This is a genomic window from Paracoccus fontiphilus (genome assembly GCF_017356265.1).
Classification (GTDB): Bacteria; Pseudomonadota; Alphaproteobacteria; order Rhodobacterales; family Rhodobacteraceae; genus Paracoccus; species Paracoccus fontiphilus.
In genome coordinates this window covers 35,813-55,055 of record NZ_JAFNAW010000014.1, presented here as the reverse complement: position 1 = coordinate 55,055, position 19,243 = coordinate 35,813, and the positions used below count along the sequence as shown (strand labels likewise).

Sequence of the window (19,243 nt, the reverse complement as noted above, 5' to 3'; positions counted from 1 at the left end):
GATCAGCCGGCTGCCACGGTCGGCTGGCGAAAGCCGGCTTCGGCCATCAGGCGGTCGGAATGGGTTTCGACCTCGGCCTCGAGCCGGGGGATGAAGCCCTCGGTCGGAACCTCGGGCGGCACGACCGGCAGGAACTCGACCACGGCGCGGCCGGGACGGATGCCCCAGCCCTTGCGCGGCCAGAACAGGCCGGTGTTGACCGCGACCGGCACCACCGGCAGGCCCGTGCCCCCGCGGATCGTGCTGACCCCGTGCTTGTAGGGCCGCCGTTCGCCGGGTTTCGTGCGCGTCCCTTCGGGATAGATGATCAGCTGGCCCAGCCCCTCGCCCGCGATGCGCTGGTTGATCTCGCCCGAGATCGCGCGCATGGCGTCGCGCCCCTTGGTGCGGTCGATGGGAATGCAGCCGACCTTCCAGGCATACCAGCCCATGATCGGGACGCGCATCACCTCGCGCTTCATGATGAAGGCGCGGCGGGGAACGGCATGGGCGATGACAAGGATGTCGAGGAAGCACTGGTGCTTGGCCGCAACGATGCAATCCCCGGTGGGCGGCGTGCCGCGGATCTCGCAGGACACGCCCAGATGCAGGCGTGCGGCCCACAGCATGTAGCCGATCCAGCGCGTCGCCACCCGGTTCGCGCCCGCGCGGCCGTGCCGCAGCAGGACCGGCAGCCCCGCCAGCCCGATCACGACCGTCGCCAGCGCCACGTGCAGATAGTAAAGGCCGTTCTGGACGTATTGCCAGACCGTCAGGGGGCCTGGAACGGGCGATGCCGCCCGGCCGGTCATCGCACGGCCCCCAGCATCGTCAGGGCGGCCCAGCGGGTCGCGAAAAAGCCCACGGCGGCGGCGATCACGGGGATCAGCAGCGGCAAAAGCCAGCCCCAGCCCTGGAAGCCGAGGCCGGTCAGGAACCCGCCCGCCGCGCTCATCCCCGGCAGCATGGCAATGCCCGCCATGCCGCACAGCGTGCCGACGGTCGCGCCGATCGCGGCGCGCTTGGTGAAGCGGCGCACGAAGGCCGTGGCGATGGTGATGTCGCGCGCCCCGATCAGGCGCAGCACGCGGATCACCTGCCCGTTCGCCGCAAGCGCCGCCTTGGCCGCCAGCGTGATCATCGACGCCGAGGCTGCCCCGATCAGCAGCAGCGACACGATGCCAAGCACCCGCAGCCGGTTCGCCGCCGTGACCAGTGGACGGCGCCATTCGGTGTGATCGTCCAGAACCGCACCGGGCGCCTCGGCCTGCAGGCGCAGGCGCAGTCCCTCGGCATCGAAATCCTCGCCCGCGACAGGCAGTTCGATCAGCGAGGGCACGGGCAGCGCATCGACCGGCATGTCGGGGCCGAACCAGGGGACCAGCAGATCGGCCACCTCGTCGGACGGCAGCAGGCGCGGCTGGCCCGCCCCCGGCGTGGTCGCAAGCACCTGCATCGTGGCCTGCGTCGCCGCGGCCTGCTCGTCCATCGGCGCGCTGACGCGAACCGTCACCGATCCCGCCAGTTCGCTGGACCAGCGCTCCGCCAGACGTCCCGTCGCCAGCGCCAGCGCCAGGGCGAAGACCGCCAGGAAGGCCATCGCGCCCGCCGAAAACAGCGTCAGTTGCGCGGTAAAGCCCGTGGGCGGCACGATCCGGTTGCCCGCCCCGCCGTCGCGCATCAGGCCCTGCCACAGCGCCCCGAGGTTCAGCGCGCGAAAATCACGTCCCTTCACAGATCAGCCCCCGCCAGATGCAATGTCCCGCCCGCGATGCGCAGCACGCGCGCCGCCACCTGCGCCTTGGTCGCGCGGATCAGGTTCAGGTCATGGGTCGCGACCAGAACGGTCTTGCCCGACTTGTTCAACTCGATCAGCAACTGCATCAGCCGCATCGACATGTCCCAGTCCAGGTTGCCGGTCGGCTCGTCCGCCAGCACCAGGTCGGGCGACATGATCACCGCGCGGGCCAGCGCCGCGCGCTGGCGCTCGCCCCCCGACAGCGAGGGCGGCATGGCGCGGGCGTGCTGCGACAGGCCCACCCAGCCCAGAAGGTCTCGCAGCGCCTCCATGTCCACCGGCTGCCCCGATACCGTCAGCGGCAGGGCCACGTTCTCGGCCACCGGCAGGTGGTCCAGGAACTGCGTGTCCTGATGCACGACGCCCACGCGCAGGCGCAGGTCGGCGATCGCGTCGCGCGAAAGCTGCCCCACATCGTCGCCAAAGGCCGTCATCTGCCCCGTGGTCGGCAGCAGGTCGGCATAGCACAGCCGCAGCAGCGTGGTCTTGCCCGACCCGGACGGCCCGGTCAGGAAATGGAACATGCCGGGCTGCAGGCTCAGCGTCATGTTCGACAGCAACTCGGCACCCCCGTGATAGCCGAAGCCGACATCCCGCATCTCGATCAAGCGCCACTCCCTCGTTCTTTCGTTGCCCGGCTTGGAAGGCGGGCCTGCGCTTGATAGAACAGCCACAAGGCGAATGCGAGGGGGTCGGGATGGCGGAAATACGGTTGGTCTGTCCGGGTTGCGCCGCGGAATACCGCGTCCCCGAAACCGCGATCCCCCCCGAGGGCCGAGAGGTCGAGTGCAGCGGCTGCGGCAATGTCTGGGTTGCCACGGCCCAGCCCGCACGGACCGCGCTTGCCGGTTTTCCGGCCCTGGCACCGACCGAGGTCCCCGCCGACCTGCCCCGGCTCAGCCGCCGCCTGCCCGATACCGTGCTGGATATCCTGCGCGACGAGGTCGAGCACGAGCGCCGCGCCCGCGCCGCCGAAACTGGCACGACTCCCCCGGCGGCAGGGCCCGCCGCCCCGCCGCGCCCGGTGGCCGATCCCGAATGGCCCGCGACGACCATCACCCGGCATGTCGATTCCCGGCCAGCCGGGACAGCGTCGACGATGCCGCCACCGCGCCCGGTGGCCGAGGCCCCTGCCCGGCCGCCCCGGCAGGTCGCCCCGGAACCCGTCAAGCCCCTGCCCAAGTCCCTGCCCAAGCCTGAAAATCCCTCGGCCCAGGAGAAGCAGGCATCGCCTGTCGAACGGCCCTCGCCCTCCACTCCTGTTCAGGCGCCCGCCGTCCGGCGCGCACGCGCCGGCTATGCCGCAGGCTTCAGCCTCGCGGCGTTGCCGGCTGCCGCCTGCGTGGCGCTGTATCTGCTGGCCCCCATACTGGCCGACCGGGGTGCCTTCGGCGAAAGCCTGATGCAGCTTCGCGGCCAGGTGGACGAGGCGCGGCTGTGGCTGCAGGACCGCGCGCGTCCCTGACCCGCTGATCAGAACCGGTCCAGCAACCGTCCCAGATAGTCGCGTTCGTCCTGGGGACGGTCCGGCTGGCCGCTGCGGCGGCGGATTTCATCCAGCAGATCGCGCGCCCGTCGGGCCGGATCGGCGCCCTCGGCCAGGGGGTCGCCCCCGGCGATGACGTTGCCATTGCCGTCGCGCTGGCGCCCCAAGGGGTCCAGCGCCGGACGCTGGTCATAGGCCTGCCCCTCGCCCGCGCGGTCGCCGCCGCCGGATTGCTGGCCTTCCTGTCCCTGCTGCTGGCCTTGCTGGCCCTGCTGGCCCTGGCTTTGCCGGTTCAGCATGTCGCCAAGCGCCCGCATCCCCTCGCGCATCGATTCGATGGCGTCCGCCTGGCGCTGCAGGGCGCCGCCGGTATCGCCCTCGCGCAGGGCGCGTTCGGCATCCTCCATCGCGCGGCCCGCCTCGTCCAGCTGCCGGCGCGCCTGGTCACCGCCTTCGGAGCCCTGGCCAGGCAGCAGGCCCTGCTGCTGGCCCAGCTCCTCGCGCAGCTGCCGCTGGCGATCGGCCAAGCCTTGGGCATTGGGCGAAGGCTGGCCCATCTGGCCCTGGCCGAACTGGTCCTGCATGTCGCGGAACGCCTCGTCCGACAGGCGCTGCTGCTCGCGCAGGGTATCGGCCAGGCGGTTCATCGGCTGGTTGCCGCTGCTGCCTTCCTGCCCTTCGCCGCCCTGCGACTGGCGGACCTGCAGGTTTTCCATCATCCGGTTGAACTGTTCCAGCAATTCCTGGGCCTCGGCCATGCGGCCCTCGTTCATCAGGCGCTGGATCTCGTCCATCATCTGCTGGATCTGGTCGCCCGTGATCTGCTGGCCCTGCTGACCCTTGGTGAACCGCTCGGACGGGTCCTGCTGCCCCTGCTGGGCCAGCATGTCGGTATAGGCATCCGTCGCCTCCTTCAGCTCATCCATGAGGCGCTGGATCTCGTCGGGGCTGGCGCCGTTGCGGATCGCCTCGGACAGCTTCTGCTGGGCCTGGCGCATCCGTTCCAGGGCATCCGACAATCCCCCGTCCTCAAGCTGGATGGCAGCCTGCCACAAGGCCTCGGCCAAGTCGTCGCGCGCCTTGTCCGTCAGGGGATCGCCTTCCAGCAGGGTCACGGCGCCGCGCAGCTGCAGATACAGCGGCTGCTCGACAAAGCCTTCGGGCGCCCAGGTCACGGCGCGCAGGATCTCGGCGCTGCGCCCGGCATTGTCGCGCGACCACAGCAGGTCGCGCCGCATCTCGATCAGGGCGGCGGCCATGGGGTCGAAGAACCGCCGTCCCGGCAGCACCGTGCGCATGGGAGCGGCCTCGCCCACCTGCTCGATCCCGTCCAGGGCGCGCAGGCTGACGCTGACCGGCAGGTTCGCCCAAGGGTGGCGGGACAGATCCTCGGTCAACTGGCCCTTGATGTCCTGCCGATTGCCTTTCGGCATGGGCAGGGCCAGTTCCACCGGCTGGCGCGGCTCGGGTTCGATGGCAAGGCCGAAGCGGCGGTCGATGGCGTCCAGGTCCAGCGCAATCACTGCCTGGCCCGACGCGACGCCGTGGTCGTCCTCGGCCTCGAAATCCTGGACCATCCTGCCGTCCGCGCGCCGCACGGGTGCGGCCCCGGCGCGGATCGCCGGAGCGTTATCAGGCAGCACCGTCACGTCGAAGAGACGGCCCGCGACCTCGATGGCGCCTGACTGCTCGGCCCGGAAGCCGGGCGCCTGGGGATCGGCGGCCGTTGCGGGACCGATATCCTGCGTCACCGACGCCCCCTCGCCGTAAAGGCGGAAGGTGACCGCGCTTCCCTTCGGCAGTTCCAGCACCTGCCCCTCGGCCAGGGCGTTGAGATAGATCGTCAGCCGGCGCGTATAGGCCGGGGGCTCCGCCCAGCCTTCCCAGCTTGGCCCGGTCGGCACCGGGTCGGCGAAAAGGGGCCTGGACACGGTGGCGGCCAGCGCCTCTATCCCCTGCCCCATCTGCGCCGCGCCGCCAAAGACCAGCGCCATCACAAGCGCAACCAACCCCGCCAGCCGAAGGGCAAAGGGGTCGCGCCGCGCCAATCCTGCATCGGGGCGAACCGCGCGTGCCCGCGCCGCGCGCGCCTGCATCTGCGCCAGATGCGCCTGCCACAGGGCGCCCTCCCCCCCGATGGCCGCCCGGTCGGACAGCGCCGCCAGTGGGCGCCCGGGCAGGGTGCGATCCAGCCGATCCACGGCATCGGCCATGCGGGTGCGGCGAAAGCGCATCCCGGCCCGGATCGCGGTCCAGACAAGCCCCAGCAGGACGGCGCCGGCCAGCCAGGGCAGCACCGGCACCGGCACCGCTGCCACGATGCCCAGCGCGAAGGCGGCAAAGACCAGCGCCAGCACGGTCGCCAGCGGCCAGAAGGCCCGCGCCGCCTGTTCCCACACCATTCCCCAGCGGGTCAGGTGCAGGGCACGGGCGACAGGCCCCTTCTTCGTTGTCCAAATACCCTCGGGGGTCCGGGGGCCGACAGCCCCCGGCTGCGACGTCACATCGGAGTGCCGCGTCAAAGCCATTCCGGGATGCTATCCCGGGCCAGCATTTCCTCAAACGTCGGTCGCGCCCGGATGACGGCGAAGTGATCGCCGCTGACCAGAACCTCGGGCACCAGAGGTCGGGAATTGTATTCCGAGGCCATCACGGCCCCGTAAGCTCCCGCCGAACGGAAGGCGATCAGGTCGCCTGCCGCCATGTCGGGCAGATGGGCACCCTTCTGGAAGGTGTCGCCCGATTCGCAGACCGGACCCACCACGTCGAAGGGCCTGACCGGCGCGCCGACCGCCGGTTCGCGGACCGGCACGATGTCGTGATGTGCCCCATACATGGCCGGGCGCGCCAGATCGTTCATCGCGGCATCCACGATCAGGAAATCGCGACCCTCGCCCTTCTTCACATAGATCACTTCGCTGAGAAGGACCCCGGCATTGCCGACGATGTTGCGGCCGGGCTCGATCTCGATCTCGCAGCCCAGATCGCCCACCGTCTCGCGGATCACCGCGCCGTATTCGAGCGGCAAGGGCGGGGCATTGTTGTCGCGGCGGTAGGGAATGCCCAGGCCGCCGCCCAGATCCAGCCGGGTGATGGCATGGCCGTCGGCCCGCAGCACGCTGGTCAGGTCCGCCACCTTGGCATAGGCCGCGCGATAGGGGTCGAGGTCGGTCAACTGGCTGCCGATATGCACGTCCACGCCCACCACCTGCAATCCGGGCAGGCGTGCTGCCTCGGCATAGACCTCGCGCGCGCGGGCGATAGGGATGCCGAACTTGTTCTCGGACTTGCCCGTGGCGATCTTCTCATGGGTCCTGGCGTCCACGTCCGGATTCACCCGGATCGCCACCGGCACCGTCGCGCCCATGCTGGCAGCCAGGGCAGACAGCGCGAGCATCTCGGGCTCGCTCTCGATGTTGAACTGGCGGATGCCGCCTTCGATGGCCTGGCGCATCTCGGCCATCGTCTTGCCGACGCCGGAAAAGACGATCCGGTCACCGGGCACGCCCGCCGCCTTGGCGCGCGCGTATTCGCCGCCCGAGACCACGTCCATCCCGGCGCCCAGATCGCCCAGCAGCTTCAGCACGGCCAGGTTGCTGTTGGCCTTGACGGCAAAGCAGACCAGGTGGTCCGTCCAGTCCAGCGCCTGCCGGAACAGGCCGAAGTGCCGTGTCAGGGTGGCTGCGGAATAGACATAGACCGGCGTGCCGACAGCCTCCGCGATGCGCGACAGGGGCACATCCTCGGCGCAAAGCTCACCGTCACGATAGTTGAAGTGATCCACCTACAGCTCCGTGATCACGCCCATGGTGGCGTGCCCGGAAATCGAGACATTGGATTTCGGCGCGGTCTTGGGCGCCGCAGGCCGTTCGGGCGGGCCATCGACGCCGCAGGCCGCCACGGCCATCACCGCCAGAATTGCAATCCGTTTCATGCCAGCTTTCCTTTCCAGCGGTTGATCTGCGCGCGCACCTGATCGGGCGCCGTGCCGCCATAGCTTTGCCGCGACGCGACCGAGTTGTGAACGCCCAATACGCCGAAAACCTTGTCGGTGATCCCCGCATGGACCCCCTGCATCTCGGCAAGCGAAAGGTCGGGCAGGTCGCAGCCCTTCTTCTCGGCCAGGGCCACCAGCGAGCCGGTGACATGATGGGCATCGCGGAACGGCAGGCCAAGCTCTCGCACCAGCCAGTCGGCCAGGTCCGTCGCGGTCGAGAAGCCCGCCGACGCGGCAGCCTCCATCCTGTCGCGGTTGGCGGTCAGGTCGGACAGCATCCCGGTCATCGCGGCCAGGGCCAGCATCAGGCTGTCGGCGGCATCAAAGACCTGCTCCTTGTCTTCCTGCATGTCCTTGGAATAGGCCAGCGGCAGGCCCTTCATCACCGTGAACAGCGCGACCGTCGCCCCCAGGATGCGGCCGATCTTGGCGCGGATCAGCTCGGCGGCGTCGGGGTTGCGCTTCTGGGGCATGATCGACGACCCGGTGGACCACTTGTCCGACATCGACACGAAGCGGAACTGCGCGGACGACCAGATCACCAGTTCCTCGGCCAGCCGCGACAGGTGGACGGCGCAGATGGAGGACGCCGACAGGAACTCCAGGGCGAAATCGCGATCCGACACCGCGTCCAGGCTGTTGGCCATGGGGGCATCGAAGCCCAGCGCCTGCGCGGTCGCGTGGCGGTCGATGGGATAGCCGGTTCCCGCCAACGCCGCCGCGCCCAGGGGCGATTCGTTCATCCGCCGCCGCGCGTCCTGGAAGCGCGACAGGTCGCGCCCGAACATTTCCACATAGGCCATCATGTGGTGGCCCCAGGTCACCGGCTGGGCGGTCTGCAGATGGGTAAAGCCCGGCATCACCCAGTCCGCCCCCGCTTCGGCCTGCGCCAAGGCGGCGCGGATCAGCGCCTGCAGCGCGTCGATCGCCGCATCGCACTGGTCGCGCACCCACAGGCGGAAGTCGGTCGCGACCTGATCGTTGCGCGACCGCCCCGTGTGCAGGCGGCCTGCGGGCTCTCCGATGATCTCCTTCAGCCGGGCCTCCACATTCATGTGGATGTCTTCCAAGGCGGTACGGAAGGGGAAATCGCCCGCCTCGATCTCTGACAAGACGGTGAGCAGGCCTTCCCTGATGGCGTCGGCGTCGCTAGTGCTGATGATGCCCTGCGCGGCAAGCATCGCCGCATGGGCACGGCTGCCCCGGATATCCTGGGCGTAGAGCCGCCGGTCGAATCCGATCGAGGCGTTGATCGCCTCCATGATCGCGTCGGGACCTGCGGCGAAGCGCCCGCCCCACATGCTGTTGGCGGAATCCTGTTGCGGCCGGTCGGTCATTCTCGCGTCCTTCGGAGGTCTCATGCTGCGTTCCGCCCTGCTTTATACGGCACTGCTTTTCGGTGCAAACGCCGCCTTCGCGGGCCCCGTTGACTGGCAGGCCGCCAAGGACGAGGGCCTGGTCAAGCTGGTCCCGATCGAGGAACCCGGGCCCGTGTCGGACATCGAGTACACCGATCCCGACGGCGGCACCCACCGCCTTGCCGACCACAAGGGCAAGGTCGTGCTGCTGAACTTCTGGGCCACCTGGTGCGCCCCGTGCCGCGAGGAAATGCCCTCTCTGGACGCCCTGCAATCCGAGATGGGGGGCGAGGATTTCACCGTCGTCCCCATCGCCACCGGCCGCAACGCGCCCGAGAAGATCGACAAGTTCTACGAGGAAACCGGGTTGAAGAACCTGCCCGTCCTGCTGGATCCACGCCAGCAGCTTGCCCGCGGCATGGGCGTGGTGGGCCTGCCGGTCACGGTGCTGATCGACCGCGACGGAAACGAGGTCGCGCGCCTGCTGGGCGAGGCCGACTGGACCAGCGAACCCGCCAAGGCCGTCATCCGCCAGCTTCTGGCCGACTGAGCGGGGCATGGCGGTGGCAGGTGGTGACATGGTCGTTCACCATGCCCGTCGCCTGCATGAAGGCATAGGTGATGACCGGCCCGCAGAAGGTGAAGCCGCGCTTCTTCAGCGCCTTCGACATGGCCGTCGATTCGGGCGTGGCGGTCGGCACCTCGGCCATGCTGGCGAAATGGTTCTGGATGGGCCTGCCGCCCACGAAGGCCCACAGGAAGGGGGCAAAGCCCTCTTGCGCCTGGATGTCCAGGTAAAGCCGCGCGCCCTTCACGGTTGATTCGATCTTGCCGCGATGACGGATGATGCCGGGGTTCTGCAGCGCGCGGTCGATGCGCGCGGCGTCCCAGCGGGCCACCCGCTCGGGGTCGAAGCCCTCGAACTCCTCGCGGAAGGCGTCGCGCTTGCGCAGGATGGTGATCCAGGACAGGCCCGCCTGAAAGCCGTCAAGCACCAGCTTTTCCCACAAGGCGCGCCCATCATATTCCGGCACGCCCCATTCGGTGTCGTGATAGGCGACATAAAGCGGATCGGTCCCGCACCAGGTGCAGCGGCTGGTCATGAAGCGTTAAACCTTTATCCAGAAATCCCTGCCCGTTTACCGCGAATTAGGCGATTGTCGCCATAACGGCCGTGACCGATTTGCGTAACGAGGGGCAGACGTGACCGACGCGAACCCGCCCGCCAAGGGCTCTCCGCTGCAATATGCGATGGACCAGCAAAGCAGGCTGACCCTGCCGCTGGTCCGGAATGCCGTCGAAAAGGGCAACGGGGTTCTGGCCTTCCAGCCTGTCGTTCAGGCGGAGCGGACCAACCGCCCGGCCTTTTACGAGGGGCTGATCCGCATCATCGACGAATCGGGGCGCATGGTGCCCCTGCGCGACTTCATGCCGGTGGCCGAGACTACGGAACTGGGGCGGCAGATCGACTGCCTGTCGCTGTCGCTGGGCCTGCAGGCCCTGTCCGAGGAGCCTTCCTTGCGGCTGTCGATCAACATGTCGGCGCGATCCATCGGCTATCCCGCCTGGATGCAGATCCTGCGCGACGGCGCCGCCGCCGACCCGCAGGCCGTGGAACGACTGATCCTGGAGATCACGGAAAGCTCGGCCATGGACATGCCGGACGAGGTCAAGTCCTTCATGCGCGAGGTGCAGCGCCATGGAATCAGCCTGGCGCTTGACGACTTCGGCGCGGGCTACACCTCTTTCCGGTACCTGCGGGATTTCTGCTTCGACATGATCAAGATCGACGGTCAGTTCATCCGCGAGATCTCGACCCATCCGGACAATCAGGTTCTGACGCAAGCCCTGATGTCGATCGCGCATCACTTCGACATGTTCACGGTGGCCGAAATGGTCGAGACCGCCGACGATGCCAGCTTCCTCATCGACAGCGGCATCGACTGCCTGCAAGGCTATTACTTCGGGGCGCCGACCATTGCGCCGCCGTGGAAGTCACCTCCGTCGGTTGCGCTGCGATAGGGCGGACTGCAACCTTTGGCTGATGTGCTTGACGCCACGACACGAACCCGCATCCTGTCCTCGATTCGCCAGCTGTCTGGCCTCAAGGGAAGGAGCCCGCCATGACCAAAGCCGTAATCGTTTCCGCCGCCCGCACTCCGGTCGGCAGCTTTCTGGGATCATTCGCCAACATTCCGGCGCATGACCTGGGCGCTGCCGTCCTGAAGGAGGTCGTGGCCCGCGCCGGGATCGATCCCGCCGAGGTCGACGAGACCATCCTGGGCCAGGTGCTGACCGCCGGCCAAGGCCAGAACCCTGCCCGCCAGGCTCATATCAAGGCCGGCCTGCCGCAGGAATCCTCTGCCTGGCTGATCAACCAGGTCTGCGGTTCCGGTCTGCGCACCGTCGCCCTGGCGGCCCAGCAGGTGATCGGGGGCGATGCCCGGGTGGTGCTGGCGGGCGGTCAGGAAAGCATGTCGATGTCGACCCACGCCGCCTATCTGCGCGCGGGCCAGAAGATGGGCGACATGCAGATGGTCGACACGATGATCCGCGACGGGCTGTGGGACGCCTTCAACAACTACCACATGGGCACCACGGCGGAAAACGTCGCGCAGAAGTGGCAGATCAGCCGCGACCAGCAGGACGAGTTCGCGGTCGGATCGCAGAACAAGGCCGAGGCGGCGCAGAAGGCGGGCCGCTTCGACGACGAGATCGTGGCCTACACCGTCAAGACCCGCAAGGGCGACACGGTGGTGGACAAGGACGAATACATCCGCCACGGCGCGGCCATCGACGCCATGCAGAAGCTGCGCCCGGCCTTTTCCAAGGACGGATCGGTCACGGCGGGCAACGCATCGGGCCTGAACGACGGCGCGGCGGCGGTGATGGTCATGACCGAGGAAGAGGCGAACCTGCGCGGCCTGACGCCGCTGGCCCGTATCGCGTCCTGGGCCACGGCGGGGCTTGATCCGGCGATCATGGGCACCGGCCCGATCCCGGCCAGCCGCAAGGCGCTGGAAAAGGCGGGCTGGTCCGTCCAGGATCTGGATCTGGTCGAGGCGAACGAGGCCTTTGCCGCCCAGGCCTGCGCCGTCAACAAGGACATGGGCTGGAACCCGGACATCGTGAACGTGAACGGCGGCGCCATCGCCATCGGCCACCCGATCGGCGCCTCGGGCTGCCGCGTCCTGAACACCCTGCTGTTCGAGATGAAGCGCCGGGACGCCAGGAAGGGCCTTGCCACGCTGTGCATCGGCGGCGGCATGGGCGTCGCGATGTGCATCGAACGCTAGGCAAAATGGCGCGCAATGATGTTGCGCGCGAAAAACTTGCCTTGTAGCAATATTTCAAGGCGGATCATTCGAGGGGGAAGATCAATGTCCAAGGTTGCACTTGTCACGGGCGGGTCGCGCGGCATCGGCGCGGCAATTTCCAAGGCGCTTCAAGAGGCCGGCTATACGGTCGTCGCCACCTATGCGGGCAACGATGACGCCGCAAAGGCCTTTACCGAGGAAACCGGGATCAAGACCTACAAATGGTCGGTCGCCGACTATGACGCCTGCGCGGAAGGCATCAGGAAGATCGAGGAGGAGGTCGGTCCCATCGCGGTGCTGGTGAACAACGCGGGCATCACGCGGGACGCGATGTTCCACAAGATGACGCCCCAGCAGTGGAAAGAGGTCATCGACACCAACCTGACCGGTGTCTTCAACATGACCCATCCGGTCTGGTCGGGGATGCGCGACCGCAAGTTCGGGCGGATCATCAACATCAGCTCGATCAACGGGCAGAAGGGTCAGGCGGGCCAGGCGAACTACTCGGCGGCCAAGGCGGGCGACCTGGGCTTCACCAAGGCGCTGGCCCAGGAAGGCGCGCGGGCCGGCATCACCGTCAACGCGATCTGCCCCGGCTACATCGCGACCGAGATGGTCAAGGCCATCGACGAGAAGGTGCTGAGCGAACGCATCATCCCGCAAATCCCGGTGGGCCGCCTTGGCGAGCCCGAGGAGATCGCGCGCACCGTGGTGTTCTTGGCCTCCGACGACGCGGGCTTCATCACCGGATCGACCATCAGCGCGAACGGCGGCCAGTTCTTCGTCTGACGGCGCCGCGACAAAAGACCACGGCCCGCGCGGATCGCGCGGGCCGTTTCAAATACGTCACCGTTCAACGGGTCAGTGGGACAGTCGGGATATTTCTTCCTTGAGACGAAGTTTCTCGCGCTTCATGGCCTTGATCTGTGTATCGCTGGAACCAGGGCTTCTTTGTTCTCTTTCAACGGCTTCGGACAGCACCTGGTGTTTCTTGCGCAGTTCCTCGACGTGGGAAGCAACCGACATCGCGTCCTCCTGTATAGGTTGAGTCGAACAGGGGGATTGCAGCACAGGCTTTCGATTCTGTCACGAGACTTTTGCAAACAGAGCCGTGAGCGGTGCACCCTCGCGAAGAACCGCCGATGCCGCTTGCGTCAGGTCCTCGCGGTCGCCCGGATGGGCCGGTTCGCGGTGCATGACAAAGGGCGCCAGAAGGCGCAGCGGGCCCCTTCCGCCCTTCCGTGCCTGAACGATCACCCGCCCCGCCTCTCGCCCCGCGCGGCCCGCGACGGGCAGGATTGCAACCGCCCCGGCGCGGCCTGACAGCGCAGCCAGGATCGCGTCCAGCCGGTCGGCCTTCTGGATCAGCGTCATCATGCCGCGGGGCCTCAGCCGGCGCAGCGCCGTGTCGATCCAGGCGGCCAGGGGCGTGTCCTCTTGTCGGGCGATGGCGCGGCCATCGTCGGGCGCGGGGGTGCCGCCCAGGAAATAGGGGGGATTGGCAATCACATGGTCGAAACCCTGCGCCCGAAGCGCCACGGGCGGATCGGCGACGTCGCCCACAAGAACCTGCATCGCGATGCCGTTCGCCGCCGCGTTCCGCCGCGCCAGATCCGCGTAGTCCGCCTGGGCCTCCAGCCCCGTCAGGTGCAGGCCGGGCACCCGCCAGCCCAGGCACAGGCTGGCCACCCCTGCCCCGCAGCCCAGTTCCAGCACCGACTGCCCCGCAACCGCCGGGCAGGCCGCCGCCAGCATCACCGCATCGGCGCCCGACCGGAAGCCGCGCCGGGGTTGCGCCGCGCGCAGACGCCCGTCCAGGAAGCCGTCATCCGACAGGTCACTCATCCAGGCCGGCATCACGCAGGATGGCGCGGGCCATGAACTCGTGGCGGTCCGCGACCATCAACCGCTGCGGCAGGATGCCCAGCGATCCTTCCAGCACGCTCATGTGCTGGTCCATCGGAAAGGCTGGAATCCCCTCGTCCTCCAGCAGGCCCAGGGCGCGGGACAGGCGGACGGGATCGTTGCTGCGGAAAAGCTCTTTCATGAGCGAAACGCTAGGGGGCGGTTGCGGAATTGTCGAGGGCGTGGCAAGGGACAGGCGCGGCAACGGGGGTCAAGGCCATGGGTGTGCAGGAAAGCGTCCAGAAACCGCTGGACCGGCTGGCAGAGGCGCTTGGCGCCGAGATGGAGGCGGTCAACGCCTTGATCCGCGCGCGGATGACCAGCGAACACGCGCCCCGCATCCCCGAGGTGACGGCCCACCTGATCGAGGCCGGAGGCAAGCGGCTGCGGCCGATGCTGACGCTGGCCGCCGCGCGGATGCTGGATTACGCGGGCCCTTATCACATCCATCTGGCCGCGACGGTGGAATTCATCCACACCGCGACGCTGCTGCATGACGACGTGGTCGACGAAAGCCGCCAGCGGCGCGGGCGCCCGACGGCCAACCTGCTGTGGGACAACAAGTCCAGCGTGCTGGTGGGCGATTACCTGTTCGCCCGCAGCTTCCAGCTGATGGTGGAACCCGGCAATCTGCGCACGCTGGAGATCCTGTCCAACGCCGCCGCCACCATCGCCGAGGGCGAGGTGCTGCAACTAACCGCTGCCCAGGACTTGCGCACCGACGAGGCAATCTATCTGAAGGTCGTGCGCGGCAAGACCGCCGCGCTGTTTTCCGCCGCGACCGAGGTTGGCGGCGTCATCGCGGGCGCGCCCGCCGATCAGGTGCAGGCGCTGTTCGATTACGGCGACGCGTTGGGGATCGCCTTCCAGATCGTCGACGACCTGCTGGATTACGGCGGCGCGACCGAAACCATCGGCAAGAACGTCGGCGACGATTTCCGCGAACGCAAGCTGACCCTGCCGGTCATCAAGGCGGTGGCGAAGGCCACTCCCGAGGAACGCGCCTTCTGGTCGCGCACCATCGAGGCTGGCGACCAGCGGGACGGCGACCTGGAACACGCGCTGTCGCTTCTGGCCTGCCACGGGGCGATGGAGGCCGCGCGCGCGGACGCCCTGCGCTGGTCCGCCACGGCCAGGTCCTCGTTGGCCAAGCTGCCGTCGCATCCGATCCGCGACATGCTGTCGGATCTGGCCGATTTCGTGGTCAGCCGGGTCGCGTGATCCCGCCCCGCAGGGGCAGGCCGCGATGCGACCCGCCCCCTCTCCGGGAAGAGACCGTGAAATGCGCAGAAACGGTGCAGCAGGCGATCGTCGGCCTGCCCATGACCTTTGATCGCCAATTCAGGGGTTTCGCCGCAAGCCATGCACGGCAGACGGGTGCCGAAGAAACACGGCCTGCCTGCATTTCGCGCGGCCAAGGCCAACGCAGCCCATAAATCGGGCAATCCCTGTCTGACCCTTGCCTTGGCCTGCCTGAAGCCTGTGCAAGCGCCGCAAAGCCCCCCATCAGAAGGCATCGGCGGCGCGTCCGGTGCCGCATTGAAGGGGAATCGATGATGAAAAGGGCTGCTCCCTTTATTGCCGCCGCCGCGATGCTGATCGCGGCACCCAGTTTCGCGCAGGATGCCGCCGTCGCGGTCGAGGCCGCCGCGCCGGTGCCGGACAAGGGCGACACGACCTGGATGCTGATTTCTGCCATCCTGGTGATGATGATGACGCTGCCGGGGCTGGCGCTGTTCTATGGCGGGCTGGTGCGCGCCAAGAACATGCTGTCGGTGCTGATGCAGGTGCTGACCGTGTTCAGCATGATGGCGATCCTGTGGGTGGCCTTCGGATACTCGCTGGCCTTCACAGGCGCGGGCACCGCCGAGGACGTGACGGTCTTCACCCCCTACATCGGCGGGCTGTCCAAGATGTTCCTGGGCGGCGTCACCACGGCGTCCAACGTGGAAGGCTTCAGCGCGGGCGTCGTGATCCCGGAACTGTCCTTCGTGATCTTCCAGATGGCCTTTGCCTGCATCGCCTCGGCGCTGATCGTGGGCGCCACGGCGGAACGGCTGAAGTTTTCGGCGATCCTGCTGTTCGTGGTGATCTGGTTCTTCTTTTCCTACATCCCGATGGCCCACATGGTCTGGTGGTGGGGCGGCCCCTCGGCCTATGACGCGCCCTCGGGGCTGCTGTTCAGCCACGGCGCGCTGGACTTCGCGGGCGGCACCGTGATCCACATCAACGCGGGCGTGGCGGGCCTGGTCGCGGCCATGGTCGCCGGGCCCCGCATCGGCTACAAGAAGGAACTGCTGGCCCCGCACAACCTGTCCTTCACCCTGGTGGGCGGCTGCCTGCTGTGGATCGGCTGGTTCGGCTTCAACGCCGGGTCGAACCTGGAGGCCAACGGCCTGACCGCGCTGGCGATGATCAACACCGCCGTCGCCACCGCCGCCGGCGTGCTGGCCTGGTCCTTCGGCGAATGGGCCTTCCGTGGCCATCCCAGCCTTCTGGGCGGCATCTCGGGCGCCATCGCGGGCCTGGTGGGCATCACCCCGGCCGCCGGTTTCGTGGGCCCCATGGGCGCCATCGCCATCGGCCTGATCGCGGGCCTTCTGTGCATGTGGTTCGTGATCAGCATGAAGCCCCGGATGCGCATCGACGACAGCCTGGACGTGTTCGGCATCCACGGCATCGGCGGCATCGTCGGCGCGATCCTGACGGGCGTCTTCGCGGCCCCGTCGCTGGGCGGCACGGGCGTGTTCGACTACGGCGCGAACGCCGTGGCTGAATTCTCGATGGGCGGGCAGGTCTACAACCAGACGCTGGGCGTGGTGATCGCCATCATCTGGTCGGGCGTGGTGTCCTTTGTCGCCATCCACATCGTCAAGGCGCTGATCGGCCTGCGCGTGGCCGACAACGACGAACGCCAGGGCCTCGACATCACCACCCATGGCGAGAACGCCTACAACTGAGGCTTCCCGCAGCAACGGAAAGGCCCGGCGCGAACCCGCCGGGCCTTTTTCCTGTGCAAATCACGGATTGGTCACCCCAATTCCCCCCCGGCGATTCTTCGTGTAGGGTGGCGCGCAATTTGGCCGCTGAACGGCCACGGGCAGAAACGCAGGCATCCGACGCATGAAACGACCGACCGGCACCCCGAAGCGCACGGGCCGCAGCCCCGTTGCCGACAAGCGCAGCCCCGCGCCTGCCGAGCAGACATCGAAGGTGCGCCGCCACAAGGCGCCCGTCCGGCGCGGAAACGTGGTCGTGCGCACCGTCGCGGGCACCGTCGGCCTGATCTGGCGCATCCTCTGGGGATCGGTCTGGCGCCTTGCCATGGTCATGGTCCTGATCGTCGGCGCCGCCACCGCCTATTTCTACGCCTCGCTGCCAGAACCCGAGGCGCTGTTCGACGCCCGCGCCCGCGGGTCCGTCACCATGCTGGACAACGACGGCAAGGTCTTTGCCTGGCGGGGCGAGACCTATGGCGCCGTGACCAGCGACAAGATCGCCCCGGTCCTGAAGGAAGCCGTGATGGCGACCGAGGACCGGCGCTTCAACTGGCACCTGGGCGTCGATCCGATCGGCATCGCCAGCGCCATCAAGATCAACCTGGCCGAAGGGCGCGGCCCGCTGGAAGGCCATGGCGGGTCCACCATCACCCAGCAGGTCGCGAAGCTTCTGTGCCTGGGCGACACCTTCGACCCGATCCGCTGGAAGAACGAGGCCGAGTTCGAACAGGACTGCCGCGTCACCTCGCTGTGGCGCAAGATCAAGGAGGTCCCCTATTCCTTCGCTCTGGAGGCCAAGTATTCCAAGGACGACATCCTCAACATCTACATGAACCGCTCGTACATGGGCGGCGGCGCGCGCGGCTTCGAGGCCGCGACCCAGCGCTATTTCAACAAGCCCGCATCGGACGTGAACGCGTCCGAGGCCGCGATGCTGGCGGGCCTTCTGCAGGCGCCCAGCTATTTCGCGCCGACCGCGAACCTCAAGCGGGCGCAGGAACGCGCCAGCGTCGTGCTGGGCCTTATGGCCGAGGAAGGCTACCTTTCCCCCGCCGAGGCCGAGCAGGCGCGCGCCAACCCGGCCCGCCTGTCGCAGGCGGCCGAGGCACGGGCGGGCGGCTATTTCGCGGACTGGGTGATGGAATCCGGCCCCGGCTTCCTGACCAGCGAAACGACCGAGGACGTGACGATCCGCACCACCTTCGACCCCCGCATCCAGACGGCGGCCGAACGCGCGCTGAAGCGGATCTTCGACGAAAAGGTCAGCGACAACAGCAAGGCCGAGGCCGCCGTGGTGGTCATGTCCGCCGACGGCGCCGTGCGCGGCATCATCGGCGGGCGCGACACCACCGTGAACGGCGCCTTCAACCGCGCGGTCCAGGCCAAGCGCCAGACCGGGTCCAGCTTCAAGCCCTTCGTCTATGCCGCCGCCCTGGAGGCGGGCTACGGTCCCGGCGACCGGGTCGAGGACGGCCCGTTGACCATCCGCATCCCCGGCGGCAAGCCCTGGTCCCCGCAGAACTACACCCGCCGCTATTACGGCAACGTGACGCTGACGACCGCGCTGAAGCAGTCGTTGAACACCGCGACGATCCGCCTGCAGGAAACCGTAGGCCGCGGCGAGGTGCGTCGCATCGCCCATGACTTCGGCATTGTCAGCAACCTGACCACCAGCCCCTCGCTGGGCCTTGGCGCGTCGGAAGCCACGCTGATGGAACTGACCGGCGCCTATGCGGGCATCCGCAACGGCGGCACCTCGGTCGCGCCCTACGGCCTGGTGGAACTGCGCATCGCGGGCGACGACCAGCCGCTGATGGGCCAGTCGGGCGGCATGGGCCAGCGCGTCATCAGCCAGCGCGCGGCGGGCCAGTTGATCTACATGATGCAGCAGGTCATCGACAGCGGTACCGGCGGACGCGCCAAGATGGGCTCGCGCCCGGTGGCGGGCAAGACCGGCACCACCAGCAGCTATCGCGACGCCTGGTTCGTGGGCTTCTCCGAACAATATGTGGTCGGCGTCTGGATGGGCTATGACGACAACACGCCCTTGAAGGGCGTCACCGGCGGCGGCCTGCCCGCCGAGATCTGGCAGGCGGTCATGACCGACATCCACGAGGGCCTGCCGGAACTGCCCTTGTCCACGGTTTCCCCGGACGGCAGCGGCATCTTGCTGTCGAACGAAGGGGCGCCGAAGGTCGTGACTTCGGGATCGGCCGACGATCCGCTGGCGGCGGCGCTTGCGGGTGCGGTCAATTCGGCCAGTCCGGGCAATCAGGGCGGCGCCCCCGCGCAGGTCACGGCGCCGCAGACGCCCGGCGAAAGCAGCACGGCAACGTCAGATGACGCATTGAGCCAGGCGTTGAACGGGATATTGGGCGGGAACTGACAAAGCCGCCCAATTTAA

19 protein-coding genes are annotated in these 19,243 nt (G+C 68.1%); 8 read left to right on the top strand and 11 right to left on the bottom strand.

Annotated elements, in window-relative coordinates; all coding sequences use genetic code 11:
- Nucleotides 1-2: 2 nt before the first annotated feature.
- Genes J0F76_RS07410 through J0F76_RS07400 form a run of 3 tightly spaced genes read right to left on the bottom strand, consistent with a single transcriptional unit; the run spans nt 3 to nt 2,385 of the window.
- Nucleotides 3-791 (bottom strand): lysophospholipid acyltransferase family protein, encoded by a 789-nt coding sequence (locus tag J0F76_RS07410; RefSeq protein ID WP_207467356.1) that lies wholly within the window; start codon nt 789-791, stop codon nt 3-5.
- Nucleotides 788-1,660 (bottom strand): cell division protein FtsX, encoded by an 873-nt coding sequence (locus J0F76_RS07405; protein ID WP_207467392.1) that lies wholly within the window; start codon nt 1,658-1,660, stop codon nt 788-790. The genes J0F76_RS07410 and J0F76_RS07405 overlap by 4 nt, the downstream gene beginning before the upstream one ends.
- A gap of 50 nt (nt 1,661-1,710) precedes the next feature.
- Complete coding sequence (locus J0F76_RS07400; protein WP_207467354.1) at nt 1,711-2,385, bottom strand: cell division ATP-binding protein FtsE; 675 nt, start codon at nt 2,383-2,385, stop codon at nt 1,711-1,713.
- Between the two features lie 89 nt (nt 2,386-2,474).
- On the opposite strand from J0F76_RS07400, the gene J0F76_RS07395 reads away from it, so the two are divergent.
- Nucleotides 2,475-3,242, top strand: a complete 768-nt coding sequence (locus J0F76_RS07395) for a zinc-ribbon domain-containing protein (RefSeq protein WP_242690049.1) — start codon at nt 2,475-2,477, stop codon at nt 3,240-3,242.
- A gap of 8 nt (nt 3,243-3,250) precedes the next feature.
- On the opposite strand, the gene J0F76_RS07390 is transcribed toward J0F76_RS07395, so the two are convergent.
- The 4 genes from J0F76_RS07390 to argH are packed head-to-tail and all read right to left on the bottom strand — an operon-like array spanning nt 3,251 to nt 8,597.
- A complete protein-coding gene (locus tag J0F76_RS07390) occupies nt 3,251-5,791 on the bottom strand; it encodes a DUF4175 domain-containing protein (RefSeq protein WP_341351566.1) in 2,541 nt (846 codons plus the stop codon).
- Nucleotides 5,782-7,047 carry a diaminopimelate decarboxylase gene (gene lysA / locus J0F76_RS07385; RefSeq protein WP_207467352.1) on the bottom strand — a complete coding sequence of 422 codons (1,266 nt, stop codon included), beginning with the start codon at nt 7,045-7,047 and terminating at the stop codon, nt 5,782-5,784. The genes J0F76_RS07390 and lysA overlap by 10 nt, the downstream gene beginning before the upstream one ends.
- Nucleotides 7,048-7,197, bottom strand: a complete 150-nt coding sequence (locus tag J0F76_RS07380; RefSeq protein WP_207467350.1) for a hypothetical protein — start codon at nt 7,195-7,197, stop codon at nt 7,048-7,050.
- Complete coding sequence (gene argH / locus J0F76_RS07375; protein ID WP_207467348.1) at nt 7,194-8,597, bottom strand: argininosuccinate lyase; 1,404 nt, start codon at nt 8,595-8,597, stop codon at nt 7,194-7,196. Before argH ends, J0F76_RS07380 begins: the two co-directional genes overlap by 4 nt.
- Nucleotides 8,598-8,619: 22 nt before the next feature.
- Between argH and J0F76_RS07370 the strand changes: the two genes are divergently transcribed.
- Nucleotides 8,620-9,168: a TlpA family protein disulfide reductase gene (locus tag J0F76_RS07370; RefSeq protein WP_242690048.1), complete on the top strand. Its 549-nt coding sequence runs from the start codon at nt 8,620-8,622 to the stop codon at nt 9,166-9,168.
- Here J0F76_RS07370 and J0F76_RS07365 read toward each other — a convergent pair.
- Entirely contained in the window at nt 9,143-9,721 is a 579-nt protein-coding gene (locus J0F76_RS07365; RefSeq protein WP_207467344.1) for a DNA-3-methyladenine glycosylase I, read from the bottom strand. The genes J0F76_RS07370 and J0F76_RS07365 overlap by 26 nt on opposite strands.
- Nucleotides 9,722-9,869: 148 nt before the next feature.
- On the opposite strand from J0F76_RS07365, the gene J0F76_RS07360 reads away from it, so the two are divergent.
- The 3 genes from J0F76_RS07360 (at nt 9,870) to phbB (ending at nt 12,724) form a co-directional block, all read left to right on the top strand.
- Nucleotides 9,870-10,640 carry an EAL domain-containing protein gene (locus tag J0F76_RS07360; RefSeq protein WP_207467386.1) on the top strand — a complete coding sequence of 257 codons (771 nt, stop codon included), beginning with the start codon at nt 9,870-9,872 and terminating at the stop codon, nt 10,638-10,640.
- A 101-nt stretch (nt 10,641-10,741) separates the two neighbouring features.
- On the top strand, nt 10,742-11,914 hold the full coding sequence (locus tag J0F76_RS07355; protein WP_207467342.1) for an acetyl-CoA C-acetyltransferase: 1,173 nt from the start codon (nt 10,742-10,744) through the stop codon (nt 11,912-11,914).
- A gap of 84 nt (nt 11,915-11,998) precedes the next feature.
- On the top strand, nt 11,999-12,724 hold the full coding sequence (phbB, locus tag J0F76_RS07350; RefSeq protein WP_207467340.1) for an acetoacetyl-CoA reductase: 726 nt from the start codon (nt 11,999-12,001) through the stop codon (nt 12,722-12,724).
- Nucleotides 12,725-12,796: 72 nt separating this feature from the next.
- Here the strand turns inward: phbB and J0F76_RS07345 are convergent, their stop codons facing one another.
- Genes J0F76_RS07345 through J0F76_RS07335 form a run of 3 tightly spaced genes read right to left on the bottom strand, consistent with a single transcriptional unit; the run spans nt 12,797 to nt 13,982 of the window.
- Nucleotides 12,797-12,961, bottom strand: a complete 165-nt coding sequence (locus J0F76_RS07345; protein ID WP_207467338.1) for a YdcH family protein — start codon at nt 12,959-12,961, stop codon at nt 12,797-12,799.
- A 60-nt stretch (nt 12,962-13,021) separates the two neighbouring features.
- On the bottom strand, nt 13,022-13,780 hold the full coding sequence (locus J0F76_RS07340) for a tRNA1(Val) (adenine(37)-N6)-methyltransferase (RefSeq protein ID WP_207467335.1): 759 nt from the start codon (nt 13,778-13,780) through the stop codon (nt 13,022-13,024).
- Entirely contained in the window at nt 13,773-13,982 is a 210-nt protein-coding gene (locus tag J0F76_RS07335) for a putative signal transducing protein (protein WP_207467334.1), read from the bottom strand. Before J0F76_RS07335 ends, J0F76_RS07340 begins: the two co-directional genes overlap by 8 nt.
- Nucleotides 13,983-14,059: 77 nt before the next feature.
- Here J0F76_RS07335 and J0F76_RS07330 point away from each other — a divergent pair, with 77 nt between their 5' ends.
- The 3 genes from J0F76_RS07330 (at nt 14,060) to J0F76_RS07320 (ending at nt 19,225) form a co-directional block, all read left to right on the top strand.
- Nucleotides 14,060-15,061, top strand: coding sequence for a polyprenyl synthetase family protein (locus J0F76_RS07330; protein ID WP_207467332.1), 1,002 nt, complete (start codon nt 14,060-14,062; stop codon nt 15,059-15,061).
- 335 nt (nt 15,062-15,396) lie between these two features.
- Nucleotides 15,397-16,800, top strand: a complete 1,404-nt coding sequence (locus J0F76_RS07325) for an ammonium transporter (protein WP_207467330.1) — start codon at nt 15,397-15,399, stop codon at nt 16,798-16,800.
- Nucleotides 16,801-16,963: 163 nt separating this feature from the next.
- The gene (locus tag J0F76_RS07320; protein ID WP_207467328.1) at nt 16,964-19,225 is read left to right on the top strand and encodes a transglycosylase domain-containing protein; all 2,262 of its coding nucleotides are present in this window, start codon (nt 16,964-16,966) and stop codon (nt 19,223-19,225) included.
- The last annotated feature ends 18 nt before the right edge of the window (nt 19,226-19,243 follow it).

Coding starts and splice junctions, on each gene's coding strand:
- J0F76_RS07325 (WP_207467330.1), top strand. CDS start 15,397: ATGAAAAGGGCTGCTCCCTTTATTGCCGCCGCCGCGATGCTGATCGCG.
- J0F76_RS07410 (WP_207467356.1), bottom strand. CDS start 791: ATGACCGGCCGGGCGGCATCGCCCGTTCCAGGCCCCCTGACGGTCTGG.
- J0F76_RS07355 (WP_207467342.1), top strand. CDS start 10,742: ATGACCAAAGCCGTAATCGTTTCCGCCGCCCGCACTCCGGTCGGCAGC.
- J0F76_RS07340 (WP_207467335.1), bottom strand. CDS start 13,780: ATGAGTGACCTGTCGGATGACGGCTTCCTGGACGGGCGTCTGCGCGCG.
- J0F76_RS07365 (WP_207467344.1), bottom strand. CDS start 9,721: ATGACCAGCCGCTGCACCTGGTGCGGGACCGATCCGCTTTATGTCGCC.
- J0F76_RS07360 (WP_207467386.1), top strand. CDS start 9,870: ATGGACCAGCAAAGCAGGCTGACCCTGCCGCTGGTCCGGAATGCCGTC.
- J0F76_RS07370 (WP_242690048.1), top strand. CDS start 8,620: ATGCTGCGTTCCGCCCTGCTTTATACGGCACTGCTTTTCGGTGCAAAC.
- J0F76_RS07380 (WP_207467350.1), bottom strand. CDS start 7,197: ATGAAACGGATTGCAATTCTGGCGGTGATGGCCGTGGCGGCCTGCGGC.
- argH (WP_207467348.1), bottom strand. CDS start 8,597: ATGACCGACCGGCCGCAACAGGATTCCGCCAACAGCATGTGGGGCGGG.
- J0F76_RS07390 (WP_341351566.1), bottom strand. CDS start 5,791: ATGGCTTTGACGCGGCACTCCGATGTGACGTCGCAGCCGGGGGCTGTC.
- J0F76_RS07330 (WP_207467332.1), top strand. CDS start 14,060: ATGGGTGTGCAGGAAAGCGTCCAGAAACCGCTGGACCGGCTGGCAGAG.
- phbB (WP_207467340.1), top strand. CDS start 11,999: ATGTCCAAGGTTGCACTTGTCACGGGCGGGTCGCGCGGCATCGGCGCG.
- J0F76_RS07395 (WP_242690049.1), top strand. CDS start 2,475: ATGGCGGAAATACGGTTGGTCTGTCCGGGTTGCGCCGCGGAATACCGC.
- J0F76_RS07405 (WP_207467392.1), bottom strand. CDS start 1,660: ATGCGCGACGGCGGGGCGGGCAACCGGATCGTGCCGCCCACGGGCTTT.
- J0F76_RS07335 (WP_207467334.1), bottom strand. CDS start 13,982: ATGAAAGAGCTTTTCCGCAGCAACGATCCCGTCCGCCTGTCCCGCGCC.
- J0F76_RS07345 (WP_207467338.1), bottom strand. CDS start 12,961: ATGTCGGTTGCTTCCCACGTCGAGGAACTGCGCAAGAAACACCAGGTG.
- J0F76_RS07320 (WP_207467328.1), top strand. CDS start 16,964: ATGAAACGACCGACCGGCACCCCGAAGCGCACGGGCCGCAGCCCCGTT.